Below are 18,022 nucleotides of genomic sequence, written 5' to 3'. Positions count from 1 at the left end.
CGAGCGCGTTTCCTCAGACTGGATTGGCGAGACCGGCTATGGAAATCACGCATCGATCACTGTCCAGGAAATTGCCGGACGAAGGCTCCCCCTTCCACGCAGCCCGGAAAAGCCATTCGGCAATCGTCCAGGCAACGCCCCGCGAGCCGACGCGATCTCGACGAAACCGCTCATCGTCCGGCCACGGTCATTTCTTCGATCAACACCGAGCCCGACGTCAACGCGCCCGCCGTAAACGTATCGCTTCCCACCGCAACGATGTTCCTGAACATCTGCTGCAGCGTGCTGGCGACCGTAATGCCTTCCACGGGGTACTGGATCTTGCCGTTCTCGACCCAGAACCCGGCGGCGCCTCGCGAATAGTCTCCGGTCACCAAATTGATGCCCTGTCCGATCATCGACGTGAGCAGCAGCCCCGTCCCGAGGCGCTCGAGCATGCCGTCGAGATCGTCGCCCGGCAGGGTTGCCGTGCTGCGCAACGACAGACCGTGCGGGCCGTGCGCGTTGCCGGTCGTTTGCATGCCGAGTTTTCTTGCCGCGTAAGACGACAAAAAGTAGCCTTCGATCACACCGTCGTGCGCGACGCGACGCTTCCGCGTTCTCACGCCCTCGCCGTCGAACGGCGCACTGCCCATCGCAGCGGGTACATGCGGATCCTCGTCGATACGGACATGCGAAGCGAAGATCTTCTTCCCGAGACTGTCGACCAGGAAAGACGCTTTCGCGAACAGCGCGCTGCCGCTGGCCGCCTGGACGAAATTCATCAGCAAACCCGTCGCCAACCGCGCCTCCACCAGCACAGGAACCTTTCTGGTCTCGAAGGGGCGCGGCTGCACACGCGCGATGGCACGCTCGGCTGCGTAACGCCCCACGAATTCGGGCGACGCCAGATCCTGGGGCCGCCTCTGCGACGTGTGCCAGGATTCCATCTGCATATGACTGCCGCTTCCCGCCAGCGGTTTGCATGATATCGAGTGATTCGACGACGCGTAGCCTCCCTGAAACCCGTTCGACGCGGCGAGCACGAAGTGTCCGTTCATGGTGTCGACGCTCGCACCCTCCGAATTCTGGATCTGCGGGCTCACCGAAAACGCAGCGTCCTCGGCTCGGCGCGCCAGTTCCAGCGCTCCGTCGATCGACAGAGACCACGGGTGGTAGAGATCGAGATCGCGCGGCGAATGTTCGAGCTGGTCGTCGTCGGCAAGCCCGGTCGCCGTGTCCTCGGCCGTGGCGCAGGCAATATGGTAAGCGGCAGCGACCGCATCTTTCAGGGCAGCCGGGGATAAATCGGACGTGGTCGCCGTACCCTGCTTGTTGCCGACATAGACGATGACGCTGGCGCCCTTGCTGTGCTTGTGTTCGATGGTATTGGTTGCACCACGCCGAACAGATACGGAAAAGCCGCTGCCTTCCGTGATCCTTGTCATCGCACTGGTCGCACCGATAGCCTTGGCGTGCGCCAGGATGTCGGCCGCATATTGGTTGAATTCGTCTTGCGTATGCAGAAAATCATTCGGTTGCATGTTCTGGTTGGCTTCCATGTTCCACTGTCTCGTATTAATTGCGACGTGTCGTCACAAGTCACCATCGGTGACGTGACGATCCTTCTTGTGTTGACCCGGATGGCTTCGTCAGACAGGCTGCGTGCGCGCATCCAGCCACGCCTTCGCATCGCCGCTCACGTGCCCGCCGACGCACTCGCGCACCGTCGCGTGATACGCGTTCAACCACGCGCGCTCTTCGTCATGCAGCAGGTCGATCAGCACGCAGCGCGTGTCGATCGGGCATAGCGTCAGCGTCTCGAATGCGAGGAAGTCGCCGAACTCCGTCTGCTCGCCCTCGCGGTTCACGACCAGGTTTTCGATCCGGATGCCCCATTTGCCGGGTCGGTACACGCCCGGCTCGATCGACGTGATCATCCCTTCTTCCATCGCCGTATGCGGCTCGGCCGGCGCGTAGTGCGAGATGACCTGCGGACCCTCGTGCACGTTCAGGAAGTAGCCGACGCCGTGCCCCGTACCGTGCCCGTAGTCGAGCCCGGCTGCCCACATCGGCGCGCGCGCGATCGCGTCGAGCATCGGCGCGCGGATCCCGCGCGGAAAGCGTGCGCGCGACAGCGCAATCATCGACTTCAGCACGATCGTGAAATCGCGGCGCTGCAGATAACTGATCGTGCCGACCGGCACGACGCGCGTGATGTCGGTCGTGCCCGTCGTGTACTGGCCGCCCGAGTCGACGAGCAGCAAGCCGTCGCCGGCGATCGTCGCGTGCGACTCGGGCGTCGCGCGGTAGTGCGGCATCGCGCCGTTCGCATTGAAGCCGGCGATCGTCGCGAAGCTCGGCTGCACGTAGCCGGAGCGCCGTGCGCGTGCGGCCATGAGCTTCTCGTCGATCGTCAACTCGGTGATCGTCTCGCGGTTCACCGCCTGCTCGAACCATGCGAAGAATTCGGCGAGCGCGGCGCCGTCGTGTTCCATCGTCACGCGCACGCACTCGATCTCGGCAGCCGTCTTGCGCGACTTCGCCAAGGTCGACGGGTTCACGGCCTCGATCAGCGTCACGCCGGCCGGCACCGCCTCGAGCGTGCCGAACGTCATGCGGCGCGGATCGATCAGCAGCATCGCGCCGTCGGGCAGCGCCGCGAGCGATGCGCGCGCGGCATCGTACGCGCGAACCTCGACGCCGTCCTGCGCGAGCGCCGCGGCCAGTGCCTGCGATATCTTGCCTTCGGCGACGAACAGTGTCGCGCGATCGCTGCCGATCATCGCGTGCGCGACGAACACGGGGTTGAAGTTGACGTCGGTGCCGCGCAGGTTGAACAGCCACGCGAGATCGTCGAGCGTCGACACGAAATGCCATTGCGCGCCCTGTGTGCGCATCGCGCGACGCACCTCGGCGAGCTTGCTCGCGCGGGTCGTGTCGGCCTGCGGCGCGACGTGCTCGAATACCGCGTCGCCGGGCAGCCCCGGCCGCTCGGGCCAGATCGCGTCGAGCAGATCGAGATCGGTGCGCAGCGCGATGCCGCGCGCGTTCAACGCCCCCGTCAGCGTGCGGGCCGCCGCGACCCCGAGCACCGCGCCGTCGACGCCGACCGTCGCACCGGCCGCCACGTTCTGCGCGAGCCACTCGACATGCGGCGCGCTTTGCTGACCGCCCGTCATCTTCATCAGCTGTACACCCGTACCGGCCAGTTCGGCCTCGGCCTGCACCCAGTAACGGCTGTCGACCCACAGGCCCGCGAAATCGGCGGTGACGACGAGCGTGCCGACCGAGCCCGTGAAGCCGGACAGCCAGCGGCGCGCCTGCCAGCGTTCGGGCAGGTACTCGGACAGGTGAGGGTCGGCGGACGGCACGAGATACGCGGCAGTCCCCTCGCGGATCATCGCGCCGCGCAGTCGCGCAATGCGAGCCGCCGCCGGCGTCATGTCAGGTAGAGGTTGATTCATGAACGTTCGTTTGTGTTTGGAATGGCGCCCGTGACGGGTTGCCGAATCGCCCGTCACGCGGCGTCTTCATTCTTCACGCGATCGGTTTCTCGTTGCATCTGCTCCGCCGTCAGCAATTGCCACGCGCCCTCCGCCTCAAGCCGGAGTACGTTCTGGTGGTACGCCAGCAGCGAATCGCGGTGGCCGACGCTGACGTACGTTGCACCGGCCAGCGCGAGTGCCCGATACAGCGATTGCTCGGTGGCCAGGTCGACAGCGCTCGTTGCCTCGTCGAGAAACACGTAACGGGCGCGCGCAGCCAGTGCGCGTGCGAAGCCGATCCGCTGCTGCTCTCCCAACGACAGCACTCTCGACCAATCGATCACCGTATTGAATCCCCCATGCCTGCGCGCGAGATCCGGCAGATTGACCTGCTCCAGCAAGGCCTGGAGCTGTTGATCGGTATGCGTGCTTTCCGTCTCCGGGTACAGGATCTGTTCGCGCAGGCTTCCCAGCAGCATGTACGGACGTTGCGGCAGGAACAGCACATCCTGAGGCGGCGGCATCGTGATCGTTCCGCTGCCCGTTCGCCACAGTCCCGCCACGGCGCGCAGCAACGAACTCTTGCCGACGCCGGTTTGCCCCATGATCAGCAAGTGCTCGCCCCAGCCGATTGCCAGGCTCAATCCTCGCAGCAGCGTGCGCTCGCGGCCCGGCGTCTGGAGCGTAAGACGCGTCAGTTGAATCGCGTTCCCTTCCTGATACGCGATGGTTTCCGCGCGATCGGCATGGGCTGCGTTCACCGCATCCGCCTTTTCGACGATCTGGGCAAGCCGCACCACATGGGGCGCGGCGGACGCGAATATCGGCATGAACGTCGTCACGCGCTGGATGCCCTGAAGCAGCAGCGTTGCCGACGCCGTTCCTTGCGTCACCACGCCGAAACTGATCTTGCCGCTGAAGTAGAGCGGCACGAGGATGACGACCGGCAACAGCGTCCAGACGACACCGACCAGCGACTCGGTCGATCGCATGATGAAGGCGTAGCGCGCGGTGCCCATCGCGATGTCCACGACCTTGTCCAGCCGTCGCGCCACGCTGCGCGCCTCGGCGGATTCGCCGCGGTAAAGCGCGACCGTCTCGCCATTGCTCCTGACATGCAGGATACCGAAGCGAAGCTCAGCCTCGGAAACGGTCAAGTCGAAGTTCAGGCGAATGAGCGGCCGGTACAGCAGCCACGTCACCACGGCGGAAATGATGCCGTAAGCAATGACGCCGTAGAACAAGAGCGGGGAAATCTGACGAAGCAGCAAGCCCTGGATGCCCAACGTGCCGGCCGAGTAGATGGCGATGCGCGGCAACATCGCCGCCATGTTGCAGAACGGCCCCGCTTCCTGCTGAATGCGCTGATCGACGTTGTCGACGTCGCCATCCTGTTCGATCCGGTAGTACGTCCGGCCCCCCAGATACCGGGACATCAGGTCATTCGTCATCCATGCGCGCCAGTGGATGGCGAGCCGGGTGTAGACGAAATCGAAGAACTGACTGAGGATGCCGTTGTTGATGACCAGGCCGATCGATGTCACGAGCAAGAACAGGCGCCAGTAAGACAGCTCGTGGCGCCCCACCAGCGCGTCACTCATCTGCCGGGTCAGGATCGAGACCTTGCCGCCAAGCAGGATCTCGAACAACGAGAACGAGATGAAGATGCCGAGTGCCAGCCATGAGCGCGATGCGCCGGCTCTCGTCCAGTAGGGGCGGGATATGTCGATGAAACGTCGAAAGAAGCGGCCGTTGAGACTGTAGTCCTTCGGGTCCGCTTGCGTGGTGGCAGTGAACATGTCTTTATTCGTACATTGATCGGGCGCGAAAGTCCGTCGAAACGAGCCGTATCGATCCTGGCTTAATGCGTTCCGCCAACCGTCACCTCGTCCAGCCGCAGTGTGGGCTGGCCGACGCCGACCGGCACGCCCTGGCCTTCCTTGCTGCACGTGCCGACACCCTTGTCGAGCGACAGGTCATTGCCGATCATGCTCACGTACTTCAGCGATTCCGGGCCGCTGCCGAGCAGCGTCGCGCCTTTCACCGGGTAGGTGATCTTGCCGTTCTCGATCATGTACGCCTCGGACGCCGAGAACACGAACTTGCCGCTCGTGATGTCGACCTGCCCGCCGGAGAAATTGACCGCATACAAGCCGTTTTTCACCGAAGCGATGATTTCCTGCGGATCCTTGTCGCCGTTCAGCATGTACGTGTTGGTCATGCGCGGCATCGGCAGCGCCGCGTACGACTCGCGACGTGCGTTGCCGGTAACCGGCATCTTCATCAGGCGCGCATTCAGCGTGTCCTGGATGTAGCCCGTCAGGATGCCGTCCTCGATCAGCGTCGTGCGCTGCGTCGGGTTGCCTTCGTCGTCGACGTTGAGCGAGCCGCGGCGGTTCGGCACCGTGCCGTCATCGACCACCGTCACGCCCTTCGCTGCAACCCGCTCGCCGATGCGGCCGGCGAACGCCGACGAGCCCTTGCGGTTGAAGTCGCCCTCGAGGCCGTGGCCGATCGCTTCGTGCAACAGAATCCCGGGCCAGCCGGCCCCGAGCACGACGGTCATCGTGCCGGCGGGCGCGGGGCGTGCGTCGAGATTCACGAGCGCCGCGTGCACCGCGTCATCGACGTAGCGCGACAGCACGTCGTCCGTGAAGTAACCGTAGTCGAAGCGGCCGCCACCGCCGCCGGAGCCACTCTCGCGGCGGCCGTTCTGCTCGGCGATCACCGTGACCGACACGCGCACGAGCGGGCGGATGTCGGCCGCGAGCGCGCCGTCACTGCGCGCGACGAGCACGACGTCGTATTCGCCGTTGAGGCCCGCCATCACCTGCGTGATGCGCGGGTCGCGCCCGCGCGCCATCTGCTCGATGCGCTCGAGCAGCTTGACCTTGGCCGTCGCGTCGAGCGACGCGAGCGGATCGGACGGCAGATACAGGTCGTGGCCCGTCACGCTCTTCAGCGAAGTGTCCGCCGTCAGGTTCTGCATGCCGCCGCCGGCCGCCGCGATCGCCTTGGTGGCCGCGGCCGCCAGCGCGATCGCCGCGGGCGAGAGATCGTCGGAAAACGCGAACGCGGTGCGGTCGTCCGCGACCGCACGCACGCCGACGCCCTGGCCGATGCTGAAGCTGCCCGATTTGACGATGCCTTCCTCGAGGCGCCATGCTTCGCTGCGGCGTGCCTGGAAGTACAGGTCTGCGTAGTCGACGCGATGCGTGAAGATGTCGGCGATCGTGCGCGTGAGCAGGCTCTCGTCGACGCCGTAGGGCGTCAGCAGAATGTCCTTTGCGACCATCAGATTGCGCAAGGAGGGATCAACAGAGATCATGAATAATCGAAGGAAGGAAAGAAGTTCAAACGGAACGGGGAGCGTTCGTGCTCAGCCACGTCAACAGGGATTCCGCGACATCTGCACAGACGATTGCGGCTTGCCGCACGCTATCCATGCTGACGACGTCGTATCGCTTCCAGAGGTCCGGGTCCTGCTCCCGGCACTGTTGAATGAACGCCCCGCGGCGCTCGATGAAGGCCGACACCCATGCCGCCCGCGCTGCGGCGTCGTCGCGCGGCGCACTTCCGATCTCGCTGTGCACCTGTTCCGTAGCGCGTTCGATCATCGCGGTGATTTTCTGCTCTTCGTCGTCACGCCAATCGGCCTTGCGGCGAAGCTCCCGATTCACGTACTTCAGGATCATGTGGAGTTTCCCATTGGCCGACCAGTCCGACATGGGACCGGCCAAGCCCTCGAGCATCTGGCTTGCCTCGAGGTCGGCCGATCCGTCACCCACGCCCAGCATCACGGCCGCGCGCTGCAACGCCTCCCATTCCTTTGCCGCGATCTTCTCGCCGGCGAGCTCGCGCGCGTGCGCTGCCTTGATGCGCAACACGATGCCGCGCTCGGTTTCACCCGTGAAGTACTGCGTGATCTCCCAGCGCGAGCGGTAAACGAGTTCATGGAGAACGTCGGTCGTGGCGCGCGCGAGATTCGCGCCCACCGGAATTGCGTGGAAGATCTTCAGCGCCGTCGCATCGGCTTCTTCCGCACCCTCCTTGACTCGGCTCAGGAACATCCAGATCGAATCGACGAGGTCCCCGAACTGCCGTGGTACCCCGACAACCTCCTCGAACTGACCCCGGGCGCCTGCCAGCCGCGTCGAGGGCTCCTGGACGCGCTCACTTCCGCGCTGCGCGTCCGAAAGCTCGTGATAGCGGCTGATGCATCTATCCTTGTGCGCTTCATCGCCGCCGAAGCTGCACCATTCCACGGCCGGTGCATCGACCGCGGCGGCCTCCGGCTCGTTGTTTCCTGCTTCGCTCGCGGCCGATTCCGGCGTCTCCAGTCCGCATTGCGCAAACCATTTCTCCATCGTCATGCGCATCCGTATGGTCGACGGTCCGGTCAGCCTGTCGTGCTCCTTGCCGTTCGCATAAAAGATCAGCGTCGGAATCGCCCTCACACCGAATTTCTTTCCGCCGTCCGGCTCGGAGTCGATGTTCAGCTTCAGGATCTTCAGTCGCCCCTCATAGTCCTTCGCAAGCCGATCCAGATGAGGCGCGAGCGCACGGCAAGGTCCGCACCACGGTGCCCAGAAATCCACGAGTACGGCTGTTTCGCCCGACACGTCGTCGAGCAGCGTCGCGGCGGTCGTATCAAGAATTGACATCATTCATATTCCTAAATTTATTTTGATTTCGGCTGTGTGACGAAATCGATTTTCACGAGGCCTGCGCGCTGGGCCGCCGAAAGCAGGTTGGCCACCGATTCATAACGCGCGGCCCGGTCGGCATACAGCTCGATCTCCGGCTGCGGTTGCTGGGCCGCCGCCTGATTCAGCCTGGCATCCAGTGCATCGGCTTCAACGGGTTTCTCGTCCCACATCACCGTGCCGCTCGCGTCGACCGATAAACTCACGTGCGCGGGCCGCGTATCGTTCGGACTGCTGTTCGCACTCGGCAAGTCGAGCTTGACGGCGTGATTGATCACCGGCAACGTCACCATGAACACAATCAGCAATACGAGCATCACGTCGATGAGCGGCGTCATGTTGATGTCGCTCATGACGTCGTCGTGGCTGTCGTCAAAGAACGCCATGTCAGCTCTCCTCGACCGTCGCGACGCGTTTCTGCTCGATCTTCACGCGAACGGAAGCCGTGCGATGACGGTCCGAGTTCATCAGATACGCGTGCAACTCGTGGCGGAAGCGCGCGAGCTTGTGGACGATCATGCGATTGCCGCGGGACACCGCGTTGTAACCGAGCACGGCAGGGATCGCGACAAACAGGCCGAACGCGGTCATGACCAGCGATTCGCCGACGGGCCCGGCCACTTGCGCGAGACTGCTCTGCCCCGCCTCGCTGATGCCGAGCAGCGCGTGATAGATCCCCCAGACGGTGCCGAACAGGCCGACAAACGGCGCCGTGCTGCCGACCGATGCAAGCGCCCCGAGGCCGCTCGCCATTCGGGCAACCTGCTCTTCGAGCGCCACGCTCAGGCAGCGCTGCAGCCAGTCGTCCGGCGAGAGCACTTCCTTCAGGTGCGTATCGTTATGTCGCTCCGATGCTTCACGCGCGGCCTCCGCGAGATTCTGGTACGGGTTGCTGTGGTCGAAGCGACCCAGTGCCGCACAGCCTTCCTCGATCGAACCCGCCTGCCAGAATTTTCGCTCGGCGGCTTTACTCTGCCTTCTCATGCGGATCAGTTGCGCGCCCTTGTAGAGCATGACCGCCCACGACGTCAGCGACATGACGACCAGGACCAGCGCGATGGCGTGACTGATCGTGTCGCCACGATTTACGATGTCTGCGATTCCGTAGTTCATTGCTGTACTCCTCGACGAGCTGCTTGCAGCTCAGTTGTCCAATCTGAATTCAAGTGGTTGAAGCGCACGAACGACGATCGGCGTCCCGTTCTCCAGGTAAGGCTTGCAATGCCCGGCGAGCATCGCGGCACGCGCGGCCGCATCGAGTTCTTCGAAACCGCTCGATTCGGTGGTCGTCGCCTCCGTGATGCGGCCGTCGATGCCGATCGTCACGCGAAGCACCACCTTGCCTTCGTGACCCAGCCGGCGTGCAAGCGCGGGATACGGCGGACGCTCGATGTCGCATGAAACGTGCGCCACGCTCTTGGCGTCCTGCCCGCCGGCGAGCGCCATCATCTGCGCGGCTGCCGGCTGCGCCGACGGGGCGCTCTTCGCGCTTGTCTCGACGGGTTGGACGGCCGGCGGCGTAGGCACCGGCGGATCCGGTTCATGCGCTTGCGGGGTCGCCGCCTGGGCCGCACGCGGTGCGTCGTGGTGCGTGGCGAGCACGGGCGCGCGGTGCGGCACGGGCGGCTTGCGCGTCACCGGCTTGACGGGTGGCCGCGGCGGAACGGGCGTCGGGGTCGGTTGCGGCGCGTTCACCAGCGTCACGCTGATCGACGATCCGGCCGACGCGAGCTTCCCGGCATGCAGGTCGAGATGGACGTCGGCCTTCCAGAACGCGACCAGCAGCAATGCATGCAGCGCCACTGCCACGCCGATTGCGACAGGCCGGCCATAACCGATACGAACCTTCCGGCCCGCTGCCGCGGGGCCGGATGCGTACCTTGACGGCAATACGATCGAACTATCCACGACATGCCTCAGAAGTTGTAGCGTCCGGTCAGATAGATCAGTCGGCCCGGCTGCAGGCCGACAATCGATGAAGTCATCTGGTTCTGATAGAGGGTGCGGTTGAACAGGTTCTTGATGCCCAGGGTCGCCGTCCATTGCTTCGCGTGGTAATACACGCTCGCATCGGTCTGCGCTTGCCCCGGAGCCTTGAATACCCCGACGAGCGAGTTCGACACTTGATAGCCGCTGCGCGCTTCGACGCCCGCGCCGACGCCCCACCCATGCAAACGCTCGCCCTGCAGGTCGTAGGTCATCCAGATCGTGCCGCTATGACGCGGCACTTCGCTCACACCGTCCGGGATTTGCTGCTGATTGCTAAAGGTGTAGTTCGCGGCAACGTTCAAACCTGGGAACAGACGGCCAGTGAGGCTGAGCTCTACCCCGCGTACCACCATCCCCCCGCCTAGCGTGGCGAAGTTCGTGCCGGGAATGCCAACCAGGACGTTGCTTTGCGCCGTTCTGAATACGTCGGCCGTTGCGCTCAGGCGATCGTCGAAGAAGTTGAACTTGAAGCCTGCCTCGACCGATCGTCCGATTTGTGGAGGCGGCACACTGCCATCCAGCAGAAGCGTTCCATATTGCGGGTAGAAACTGCGCAACGCGTTTGCATAAACGGCGACGTTATCCGTGAGCTGGTAAAGGATGCCGAGGTTCGGCGACCATTGCGATTGAGAGGCCGTATTGGTGCCCCATACCGTCCCGCGGGCGATGCTCGCGAGGATATGCAACCTGTCCCAGGTAATCTGATCCTGGAAGTAGACCGTGCTGGAGTACGATTTGACGGGGCTGCCGTAATATTTCGGCGTCCCGGGAATGGGCGGTGCCGAAGCCAGCGGGAATGGGGCAACGAGAAACTTCATGGGCAAACTGGTGAAATCTGTCCAATAGTCGCTGTTGCTCACGCCCACGAGAACGGTTTGCTTGACCGGGCCCAAAGAAAACTTCGCCTGCAGATGATTGTCCAGGTCGAAGCCGTAGGAACGCGAGTGGTCATTGAAGCCCAGAAAAACGGTCTTCCCGGATCCGATGCCGATCGGATCATAGAAATCACGCAGGGAAAAAGTCGACGCCTGATATTGCGCCTTGCTTTCAAACTTGAAGATCGATCCGAGTTGCCGTGTGAAATCGACCGACAGCGTATCCATCTGGCTCAGCGAATTCTGGGATGGCGTGCTGCGCGAATGGATCGGCAGCGGGTCGTCGCCGAGCCGAGGCTGTGTCAGTTGTATCGGCGGTCTGTTGACCACCTGATGCTGGTAGCCGAGAACGATGTCCGTGTTACCCGATTTCCATTCGATCGACGGCGCGACGTAGAAGTTTCTCTGGCCGTCGTAACCGCCGAAGGACTCCCCGGCACGCTCGGCGGACAAGACGAACCGATAACGGAGCGACTTGTCGCTCGTCAGCGCGCCACCCAGATCGATCGAGCTCATCCAGTCGCCGTAGGAGCCCGTTTGCAGCGTCAGCTGCCGAACGGTTTCGGCGGTCGGTCTTTTGATCACGATGTTGACCACGCCGCCCGGAACCATGGCTCCCGAAAGAATGGAGTCGGCACCTTTGAGCACTTCGATTCTTTCCACGCCGGCCACCGGAATATCCAGCGAATTGCTGGACCCCGTATCGTTGTGGCCATTGCTCATCGTAGCCGCTGTGAAGCCCCGGACATTGACTTGAGCACCATTACCCCAGTCCAGCACCGTGACACCGCTCACGTTGGCGAGTGCCTCGGAAACCGTTTGAGTCTGCTTGCTGTTGAGCAGATCCTTCGTGACGACCTGAATCGACTGCGCGGTCTGCGAGATCGGCGTATCGGTGCGCGTCGCCGTGCTGGTCGAATCGGCGACGAAACCCTTATCGAGGCTGGCGCTGCTGGTGCTTTCACTGACCGTAATCGTCGGGAGTACTGAATCCGGTCCCGACTTCGACGCGCCCGGCGAAGGCGGTGGGTCGGACCGCTTGATGACGTAAGTCCTCGCGTCCACTTGCTCGACACGCAGCCCCGTACCGTTCAACAGGCGCGCCAACGCGTCATTCACGGTCAGCATGCCCGACACCGCCGGCGCGGCGCGGCCCGCAACGATGTTATCGGGCGCGAGGATATTGACGCCGGCCTCGCGAGCGAGCTGTGACAACGTGGCGGAAAGCGACTGCGCGGGCAAATTGATTGAAGTTTGCGCATACAACGGAATGCTCGCCATTCCGACCACGATGGCCGCCACATGCCTTGCCAACGCCCTTGCCACAGGCTGCTTTGATTTCTTCATTGTCCCCTCTCTGTCAGTGCAAAGATGTGAGTGAGCCTTGACGTTGTTATCAATCAGGCTTCACTACTAAAGACGAAGCAGGGAACAAAAAGGACCAGCGGCGCGCTATTGAAATTTTTCATCGCGACGATAGCCAAATGCTTTTGAATCGGGCTGCCTGCGCGAGCCCGAAAGAACGGCTTGTCGGTTGCGTGTCGCCATCGCGAAATCGCTCGGCGGAAGCAAGTTGCGAGGCGTGGAGGGTGAAGCGCTGCTGGAAGTTATCGCGCGTCGATAGCGAGCGCGCGTCCGTGCTCGGGCGCACCGGGCGGTGCGACGACCGCAGACCAGGACCGACCGATGGACAGCTGGCTCCTTGCCAGCGCGAAAGAATTCTTCGGCGTTTTCGTTATACGAGGACGTGTAACGCCGGCGTCGCCTCGTCAGGTGCGAACATTGACGGCAGCAGCAACACGCGGAAGCGGCGCTATCGACGCGATGCGATCACGGCTGTCCCGTCCGGCTGAAACTTCACCGTCACGGGGGCGACCATGGGCAACGATCTCAGCAAAACATCGGGATCCGAAATTGAAAACCCGCCCGTCACGCGAAACCGCGCCGCGACGTTATCCGCAAGCACGATGCGGGCGACCCGGTAGCGCTGCAATTCGTGTACGACGCCGGACAGCGGCGTGCCGTCGAATTGCAGGCGCCGATCCTTCCAGCTCACCATCGCGTCGAATTCCTGACTGTCGGATACTTCGACGATCTGCGTTCCGGTTGCCCTCGCCGCTTCGTTCGCGTCGAGATCGACGACAGGGCCGCCCGAGCGGAGCGACAGCTCGACGCGCCCTTCCAGTACCGCGACGTCCACATCGGCGGGACGAACGCGTACGGAAAAGCGCGTGCCGACATCGCGGATATCGGTCGCGCCGGCAATCACATGAAAAGGACGCAGGGAGTCGTGCTTGACGGCATAGAGCGCCTCGCCTTCCAGCATCGTCACTTCCCGAGACCGGAGCCGATTGACGAACTGTATCGACGTAGCGGTATTGAGGCGCACGTGGCTGCCGTCATCCAGAGCGGCGTCGACCTGCTCACCGATAGCCGACGAAAAACGCTGCTCCGACAGTACCGGATTGACCGCCCATGCGGCCACTGCGAATGCACACGCACCGAAACCGATTGCACTCGCGATTGCGGGCCATCTCGGCGCGCGTCGCACAACTGCTTCCCGGGAGGGCGAAAGATGACGCCTGTAGCGACCGCGCAGTTCGTGCACGAAAGTGTCAACCTCTCGGTCGACGCTCATATGCTCGGCGATATACGCCAGACGTTTCGGATCGTCTCCAGCCCAGCGCTGGAGCGCAGCACGCGCAAGGGTTCGCTCCTCGCCCCGACCAAAATTGATCGTTACGAGGAGTTCGTCAGCCTCGTCCTTTTGCGACTCGGTCCATGTCATCGTTGAAAATGGCACAATCCGTAGCGAATCGAATGATTCATTCTACAGCAAGGCGATTCTGCATTCTTTCATCGCCTGAACCAGGTACTTGCGCACGACGGTCGTGCTGATTCCCATCTCCTGCGCAGTCTCGTCATACGAAAGACCGTGCAACTTGCACAACACGAATGCCTCCCTGCAACGGGGTGGCAACGCATCCAGCGCCTTGCCGAGAATCTCCATCCGCTGACGCGCAGCATAGCGTCGCTCCGGCGTCAGTTCGGATACGGGCAACTGGTCGACGAGTCCGTCGACGTCGTCGAGCGACTGGTGCGGTACACGCTTCCTGCGTCGAGCGGAATCGATCTGCTGGTTGCGCGAGATGGCGAACAGCAGGCCGGCCGGCGATTCAACCGGGCGCTGCCCCGCATAGCGGAGCACCTGCTCGAAGGACGACTGCGCAATATCGGCGGCATCGTCAGCGCTCAACTCCCGGGTGAGAACACGGCGGAGGTCGGCGTAGCCCCGCAAGAGATCATCGATAAAGCTAGCCATTTGCGTTGCTCCGTCCCACATCCAGCGATACATGGAGATCGTAAGAATTGACCGGCTGCCGCGCCGTGATCTGACCAAATCAATTTCAAGCGTTCGCCCCTAAGATGACATCATCATAGCGACGCCAATTTAGAATGAATTTCTTTTTTTGGGCGCTTTTAACTTTTGTCGAGACATAATTTCCTACCGCCCGCCGAGATCTTACGTTTCACTTAATATGACGAATTAGGAACGCATAAATCCCGGCGCAGCGACTTCTGACACGCGCACAAAGAAAACCCCCTCGATAAGCGGCACGATCTCGCGAAAGAAATATGGAAAGTATTTTTATTCTGAATCGCGTCGTCGTTACATCGATAAATTCGACATACGAATTGAAATCTTCCGAATTAAAATTAGTATGACCACGTGATTGCGTCGGCAATACAGAGCGGAGCTGTCCGACATTGCGGCACGTCTGTCGCGAGCGATGCGGGGGCGCCGGCGTTTTCCGTCAAGGAAGAATCCATTCGGTGACAAATGCTCCGCACATGATTGGCAGATACGTGACCGCCGCCTTCGGCATTGGCCATCTATCTGCAAGACGCATGGAATCCCGCACCACCGGATCAATTGAAATCGCCGACGCGTCCAACCGTCAAGCCAACGCCTTCTCGACGATCTCGCGCACGTCACGCGATTTCGCGCCGGCGGCGACCTGCTCGAGCGCTTCGCGCATCCGGTCGCGCAGCGCCGGCGTGAAGCGGCGCCACAGTTCGAGCGAGCGGGCGAGGCGCGCCGCGACCTGCGGGTTGATCGCGTCGAGCGCGAGCACCTGTTCCGCCCAGAACGCGTAACCCGAGCCGTCCGCCGCATGGAATTGCGCGGGGTTGGCCGCGCAGAAGCTGAAGATCAGCGAGCGGGCGCGGTTCGGATTCTTCAGGTTGAACGCCGGGTGCGCGAGCAGCTTGCGGACCTTCGCGAGCGTCGGCTGCGCGGGCGTGCCGCGTTGTGCCGCCTGCATCGCGAACCACTTGTCGATCACGAGCGCTTCCTTCTCGAAGCGACGATAGAAATCGTCGAGCGCGCGCTCGGCCGGTTCGGTCGTGCCGGCGGCCGCGGCGGACAGCAGCGCGCCGAGCGCTGCCGCGCGATCGGTCATGTTGTTCGCCGCATCGTATTGCGCGGTCGCGAGGCGCACCGCATCGGCCGGATCCTCGAGTTCGGCGAGATACGCGAGCGCGAGGTTCTTCAGCGCACGGCGGCCGGAGGCCTCCGGCGTCGGTTCGTAGGCGCCGGGCGTCTGGTGCTGCTCGTAGGCGGCGAGCCACTCCGCGCGCAGCGCGGTAGCGAGCTGGCGGCGCACGAACTGGCGTGCGCGATGCACGGCGGCCGGATCGGCTTCCGCCATCTGGTCGGCGAGGTAGGTTTCCGACGGCAGCGTCAGCGCGAGTTCACGGAATGCCGGCGACAGCGTCGCGTCGGTCAGCACGCGGCGGAATGCGGCAACGAAGTTCTCGCCGAGCGTGAGCGGCTCGTTCGCGGCCGCACGCGCGGCGAGCGTCAGCAGCGCGCGGGTCGCGAGGCGCTGGCCGGCTTCCCAGCGGTTGAACGGATCGCTGTCGTGCGCGAGCAGGAACGCGAGGTCGTCGTCGCTGTAGTCGTACTCGACGATCACCGGCGAAGAGAAATTGCGCAGCAGCGACGGCAGCGGCTGTTCCGGCACGTCGACGAACGTGAAGGTCTGCTCGGTGTCGGTGAAGTCGAGCACGCGCGTCGTGCCTGCGGCGGCGGTTTCGCCGTCGAGACGCAGCGGCAGGTCGCGGCCGTCGCGGCCGATCAGGCCGATCGCGAACGGGATCAGCAGCGGCCCTTGCTGCGTTTCGCGCGCGGCCGGCGACCCGTCGCCGTAGCCCTGCGCGAGCGTCACCGTGTAGCGGCGCGCGGCCGCGTCGTACGCGGTGCGCACCGACACGCGCGGGGTGCCCGCCTGGCTGTACCAGCGCTCGAACTGCGCGAGGTCGCGCCCGTTCGCGTCGGCCATGGCGTGACGGAAATCGTCGCAGGTCACGGCGTGCCCGTCGTGGCGCTTGAAGTACAGGTCCATCCCCTTGCGGAAGCCGTCGCGGCCGAACAGCGTCTGGTACATCCGCACGACTTCCGAGCCTTTCTCGTAGACCGTCATCGTGTAGAAGTTGTTGATCTCGACGTAGCTTTCCGGGCGCACCGGGTGCGCCATCGGGCCCGCGTCCTCGGCGAACTGCAGCTGGCGCAGCACGCGCACGTCCTCGATGCGCTTGACCGCGCGGGCCGCCGATTCGAGGTCGTCGCCCGCGGCCATGTCGGCCGAGAATTCCTGGTCGCGGAACACCGTCAGGCCTTCCTTCAGGCTCAGCTGGAACCAGTCGCGGCAGGTCACGCGGTTGCCGGTCCAGTTGTGGAAGTACTCGTGGCCGACCACCGATTCGATGTTCGCGAAGTCGGTATCGGTCGCGGTCTCGGGGTTCGCCAGCACGTACTTCGTGTTGAAGATGTTGAGCCCCTTGTTCTCCATCGCGCCCATGTTGAAGTCGCCGACCGCGACGATCATGAAGCGGTCGAGATCGAGCTCGAGGCCGAAGCGCTTCTCGTCCCAGCGGATCGAGTGGATCAGCGAGTCCATCGCATGACGCGTCTTGTCGAGGTCGGCAGGCTCGACCCACACCTGCAGCAGCTTTTCCTTGCCCGAGCCGCTCGTGATCGTTTCCTCGATCGCGACGAGCTTGCCCGCGACCAGCGCGAACAGGTAGCTCGGTTTGCGGAACGGGTCTTCCCACTTCGCGAAGTGGCGGCCGTCGGGCAGGTCGCCGGAATCGACGAGGTTGCCGTTCGACAGCAGCACCGGGTACGCGGCCTTGTCGGCGCGCAGCGTCACCGTATACGACGCCATCACGTCGGGGCGATCGAGGAAGTAGGTGATGCGGCGGAAACCTTCGGCTTCGCACTGCGTGAAGAAGTTGCCGCTCGACACATAGAGGCCCGACAGCGTCGTATTCTGGTCGGGTGCGCATGCGCTTTCGAGCGTCAGCTCGAACGCTTCGGGCACGTTCTCGACCGTCAGCCCGTGTTCGTGCGCACGCACGGCGCCATGCGGCGCGCCATCCAGCCAGGCGCCGAGGAATTCGAGCGCTTCGCCCATCAGCTCCAGGTGCGGCGCGGGCGCGGCGTCCGGATTGCGGCGCACGCGCATCGTATTCCTGACGATCGTGCGGGCCGGCGCGAGATCGAATTCGAGCGCGACGGAATCGATGAGGAAGGCCGGCGGCGTGTAGTCGGCGCGGCGGATCACGGTTTGGGCGATGTTTTCAGCCATGGTCATACTTCAGGAAAGGGTTTCTCGCTCTGACATTGCTCGCATCGGCTTGGGCTGATGCGCCAGGAACGATCAAGCGGTCATCGCGAAATCGCGACGCCTGATCGGACCTTCACGCACCTGAAGATCGCGCCGCGCGCGAAACGCACTCGCGCCGTGCTCGCACATTCGATGCGTGTTCCGAATTGCTTAAGACGATTCAGAACGGCCATTGGACCAGTCGCATTCAATTGGAAATTCGGATTCGCAACCGCCATTCCATTGACTGAAACTATTGAATGCCGCAGACGGCCCCTTCACAAACCCAAACGCCCCTACAGCCGTGCGCAGTT

General features: G+C 63.3%; 12 protein-coding genes. All 12 read right to left on the bottom strand.

All coding sequences use genetic code 11. The features are described from left to right. Positions 1 to 170 precede the first annotated feature (170 nt). The 12 genes from CFB39_RS35995 to pepN all read right to left on the bottom strand — a co-directional run bounded on the left by CFB39_RS35995 (position 171) and on the right by pepN (position 17,690). On the bottom strand, positions 171 to 1,541 hold the full coding sequence (locus CFB39_RS35995) for a metallopeptidase TldD-related protein (RefSeq protein ID WP_089476592.1): 1,371 nt from the start codon (positions 1,539 to 1,541) through the stop codon (positions 171 to 173). Between the two features lie 90 nt (positions 1,542 to 1,631). After that, positions 1,632 to 3,446 carry an aminopeptidase P family protein gene (locus tag CFB39_RS35990; protein ID WP_089476591.1) on the bottom strand — a complete coding sequence of 605 codons (1,815 nt, stop codon included), beginning with the start codon at positions 3,444 to 3,446 and terminating at the stop codon, positions 1,632 to 1,634. A 53-nt stretch (positions 3,447 to 3,499) separates the two neighbouring features. Beyond that, a complete protein-coding gene (locus CFB39_RS35985; RefSeq protein ID WP_089476590.1) occupies positions 3,500 to 5,266 on the bottom strand; it encodes an ABC transporter ATP-binding protein/permease in 1,767 nt (588 codons plus the stop codon). Between the two features lie 62 nt (positions 5,267 to 5,328). Then, on the bottom strand, positions 5,329 to 6,795 hold the full coding sequence (tldD, locus tag CFB39_RS35980; protein WP_089476589.1) for a metalloprotease TldD: 1,467 nt from the start codon (positions 6,793 to 6,795) through the stop codon (positions 5,329 to 5,331). A 25-nt stretch (positions 6,796 to 6,820) separates the two neighbouring features. Continuing rightward, complete coding sequence (locus tag CFB39_RS35975; RefSeq protein WP_218829816.1) at positions 6,821 to 8,134, bottom strand: co-chaperone YbbN; 1,314 nt, start codon at positions 8,132 to 8,134, stop codon at positions 6,821 to 6,823. Between the two features lie 14 nt (positions 8,135 to 8,148). Then, entirely contained in the window at positions 8,149 to 8,559 is a 411-nt protein-coding gene (locus CFB39_RS35970; RefSeq protein WP_071335577.1) for a biopolymer transporter ExbD, read from the bottom strand. A gap of 1 nt (position 8,560) precedes the next feature. Then, a complete protein-coding gene (locus CFB39_RS35965) occupies positions 8,561 to 9,286 on the bottom strand; it encodes a MotA/TolQ/ExbB proton channel family protein (protein WP_089459807.1) in 726 nt (241 codons plus the stop codon). A gap of 30 nt (positions 9,287 to 9,316) precedes the next feature. Next, the gene (locus tag CFB39_RS35960; protein WP_144030369.1) at positions 9,317 to 9,982 is read right to left on the bottom strand and encodes an energy transducer TonB; all 666 of its coding nucleotides are present in this window, start codon (positions 9,980 to 9,982) and stop codon (positions 9,317 to 9,319) included. A gap of 107 nt (positions 9,983 to 10,089) precedes the next feature. After that, a complete protein-coding gene (locus tag CFB39_RS35955; protein WP_089476587.1) occupies positions 10,090 to 12,384 on the bottom strand; it encodes a TonB-dependent receptor in 2,295 nt (764 codons plus the stop codon). 466 nt (positions 12,385 to 12,850) lie between these two features. Then, the gene (locus CFB39_RS35950) at positions 12,851 to 13,825 is read right to left on the bottom strand and encodes a FecR family protein (RefSeq protein ID WP_089476586.1); all 975 of its coding nucleotides are present in this window, start codon (positions 13,823 to 13,825) and stop codon (positions 12,851 to 12,853) included. Positions 13,826 to 13,867: 42 nt separating this feature from the next. Beyond that, positions 13,868 to 14,359, bottom strand: a complete 492-nt coding sequence (locus tag CFB39_RS35945) for an RNA polymerase sigma factor (RefSeq protein WP_089459803.1) — start codon at positions 14,357 to 14,359, stop codon at positions 13,868 to 13,870. 637 nt (positions 14,360 to 14,996) lie between these two features. Continuing rightward, positions 14,997 to 17,690, bottom strand: a complete 2,694-nt coding sequence (pepN, locus tag CFB39_RS35940; protein WP_089476585.1) for an aminopeptidase N — start codon at positions 17,688 to 17,690, stop codon at positions 14,997 to 14,999. Between the last annotated feature and the right edge of the window lie 332 nt (positions 17,691 to 18,022).

Source organism: Burkholderia sp. AU6039 (genome assembly GCF_002223365.1).
GTDB lineage: Bacteria > Pseudomonadota > Gammaproteobacteria > Burkholderiales > Burkholderiaceae > Burkholderia.
The sequence above is the reverse complement of the archived record's forward strand: the minus strand, read 5'-3'. Positions and strand labels throughout refer to the sequence as shown.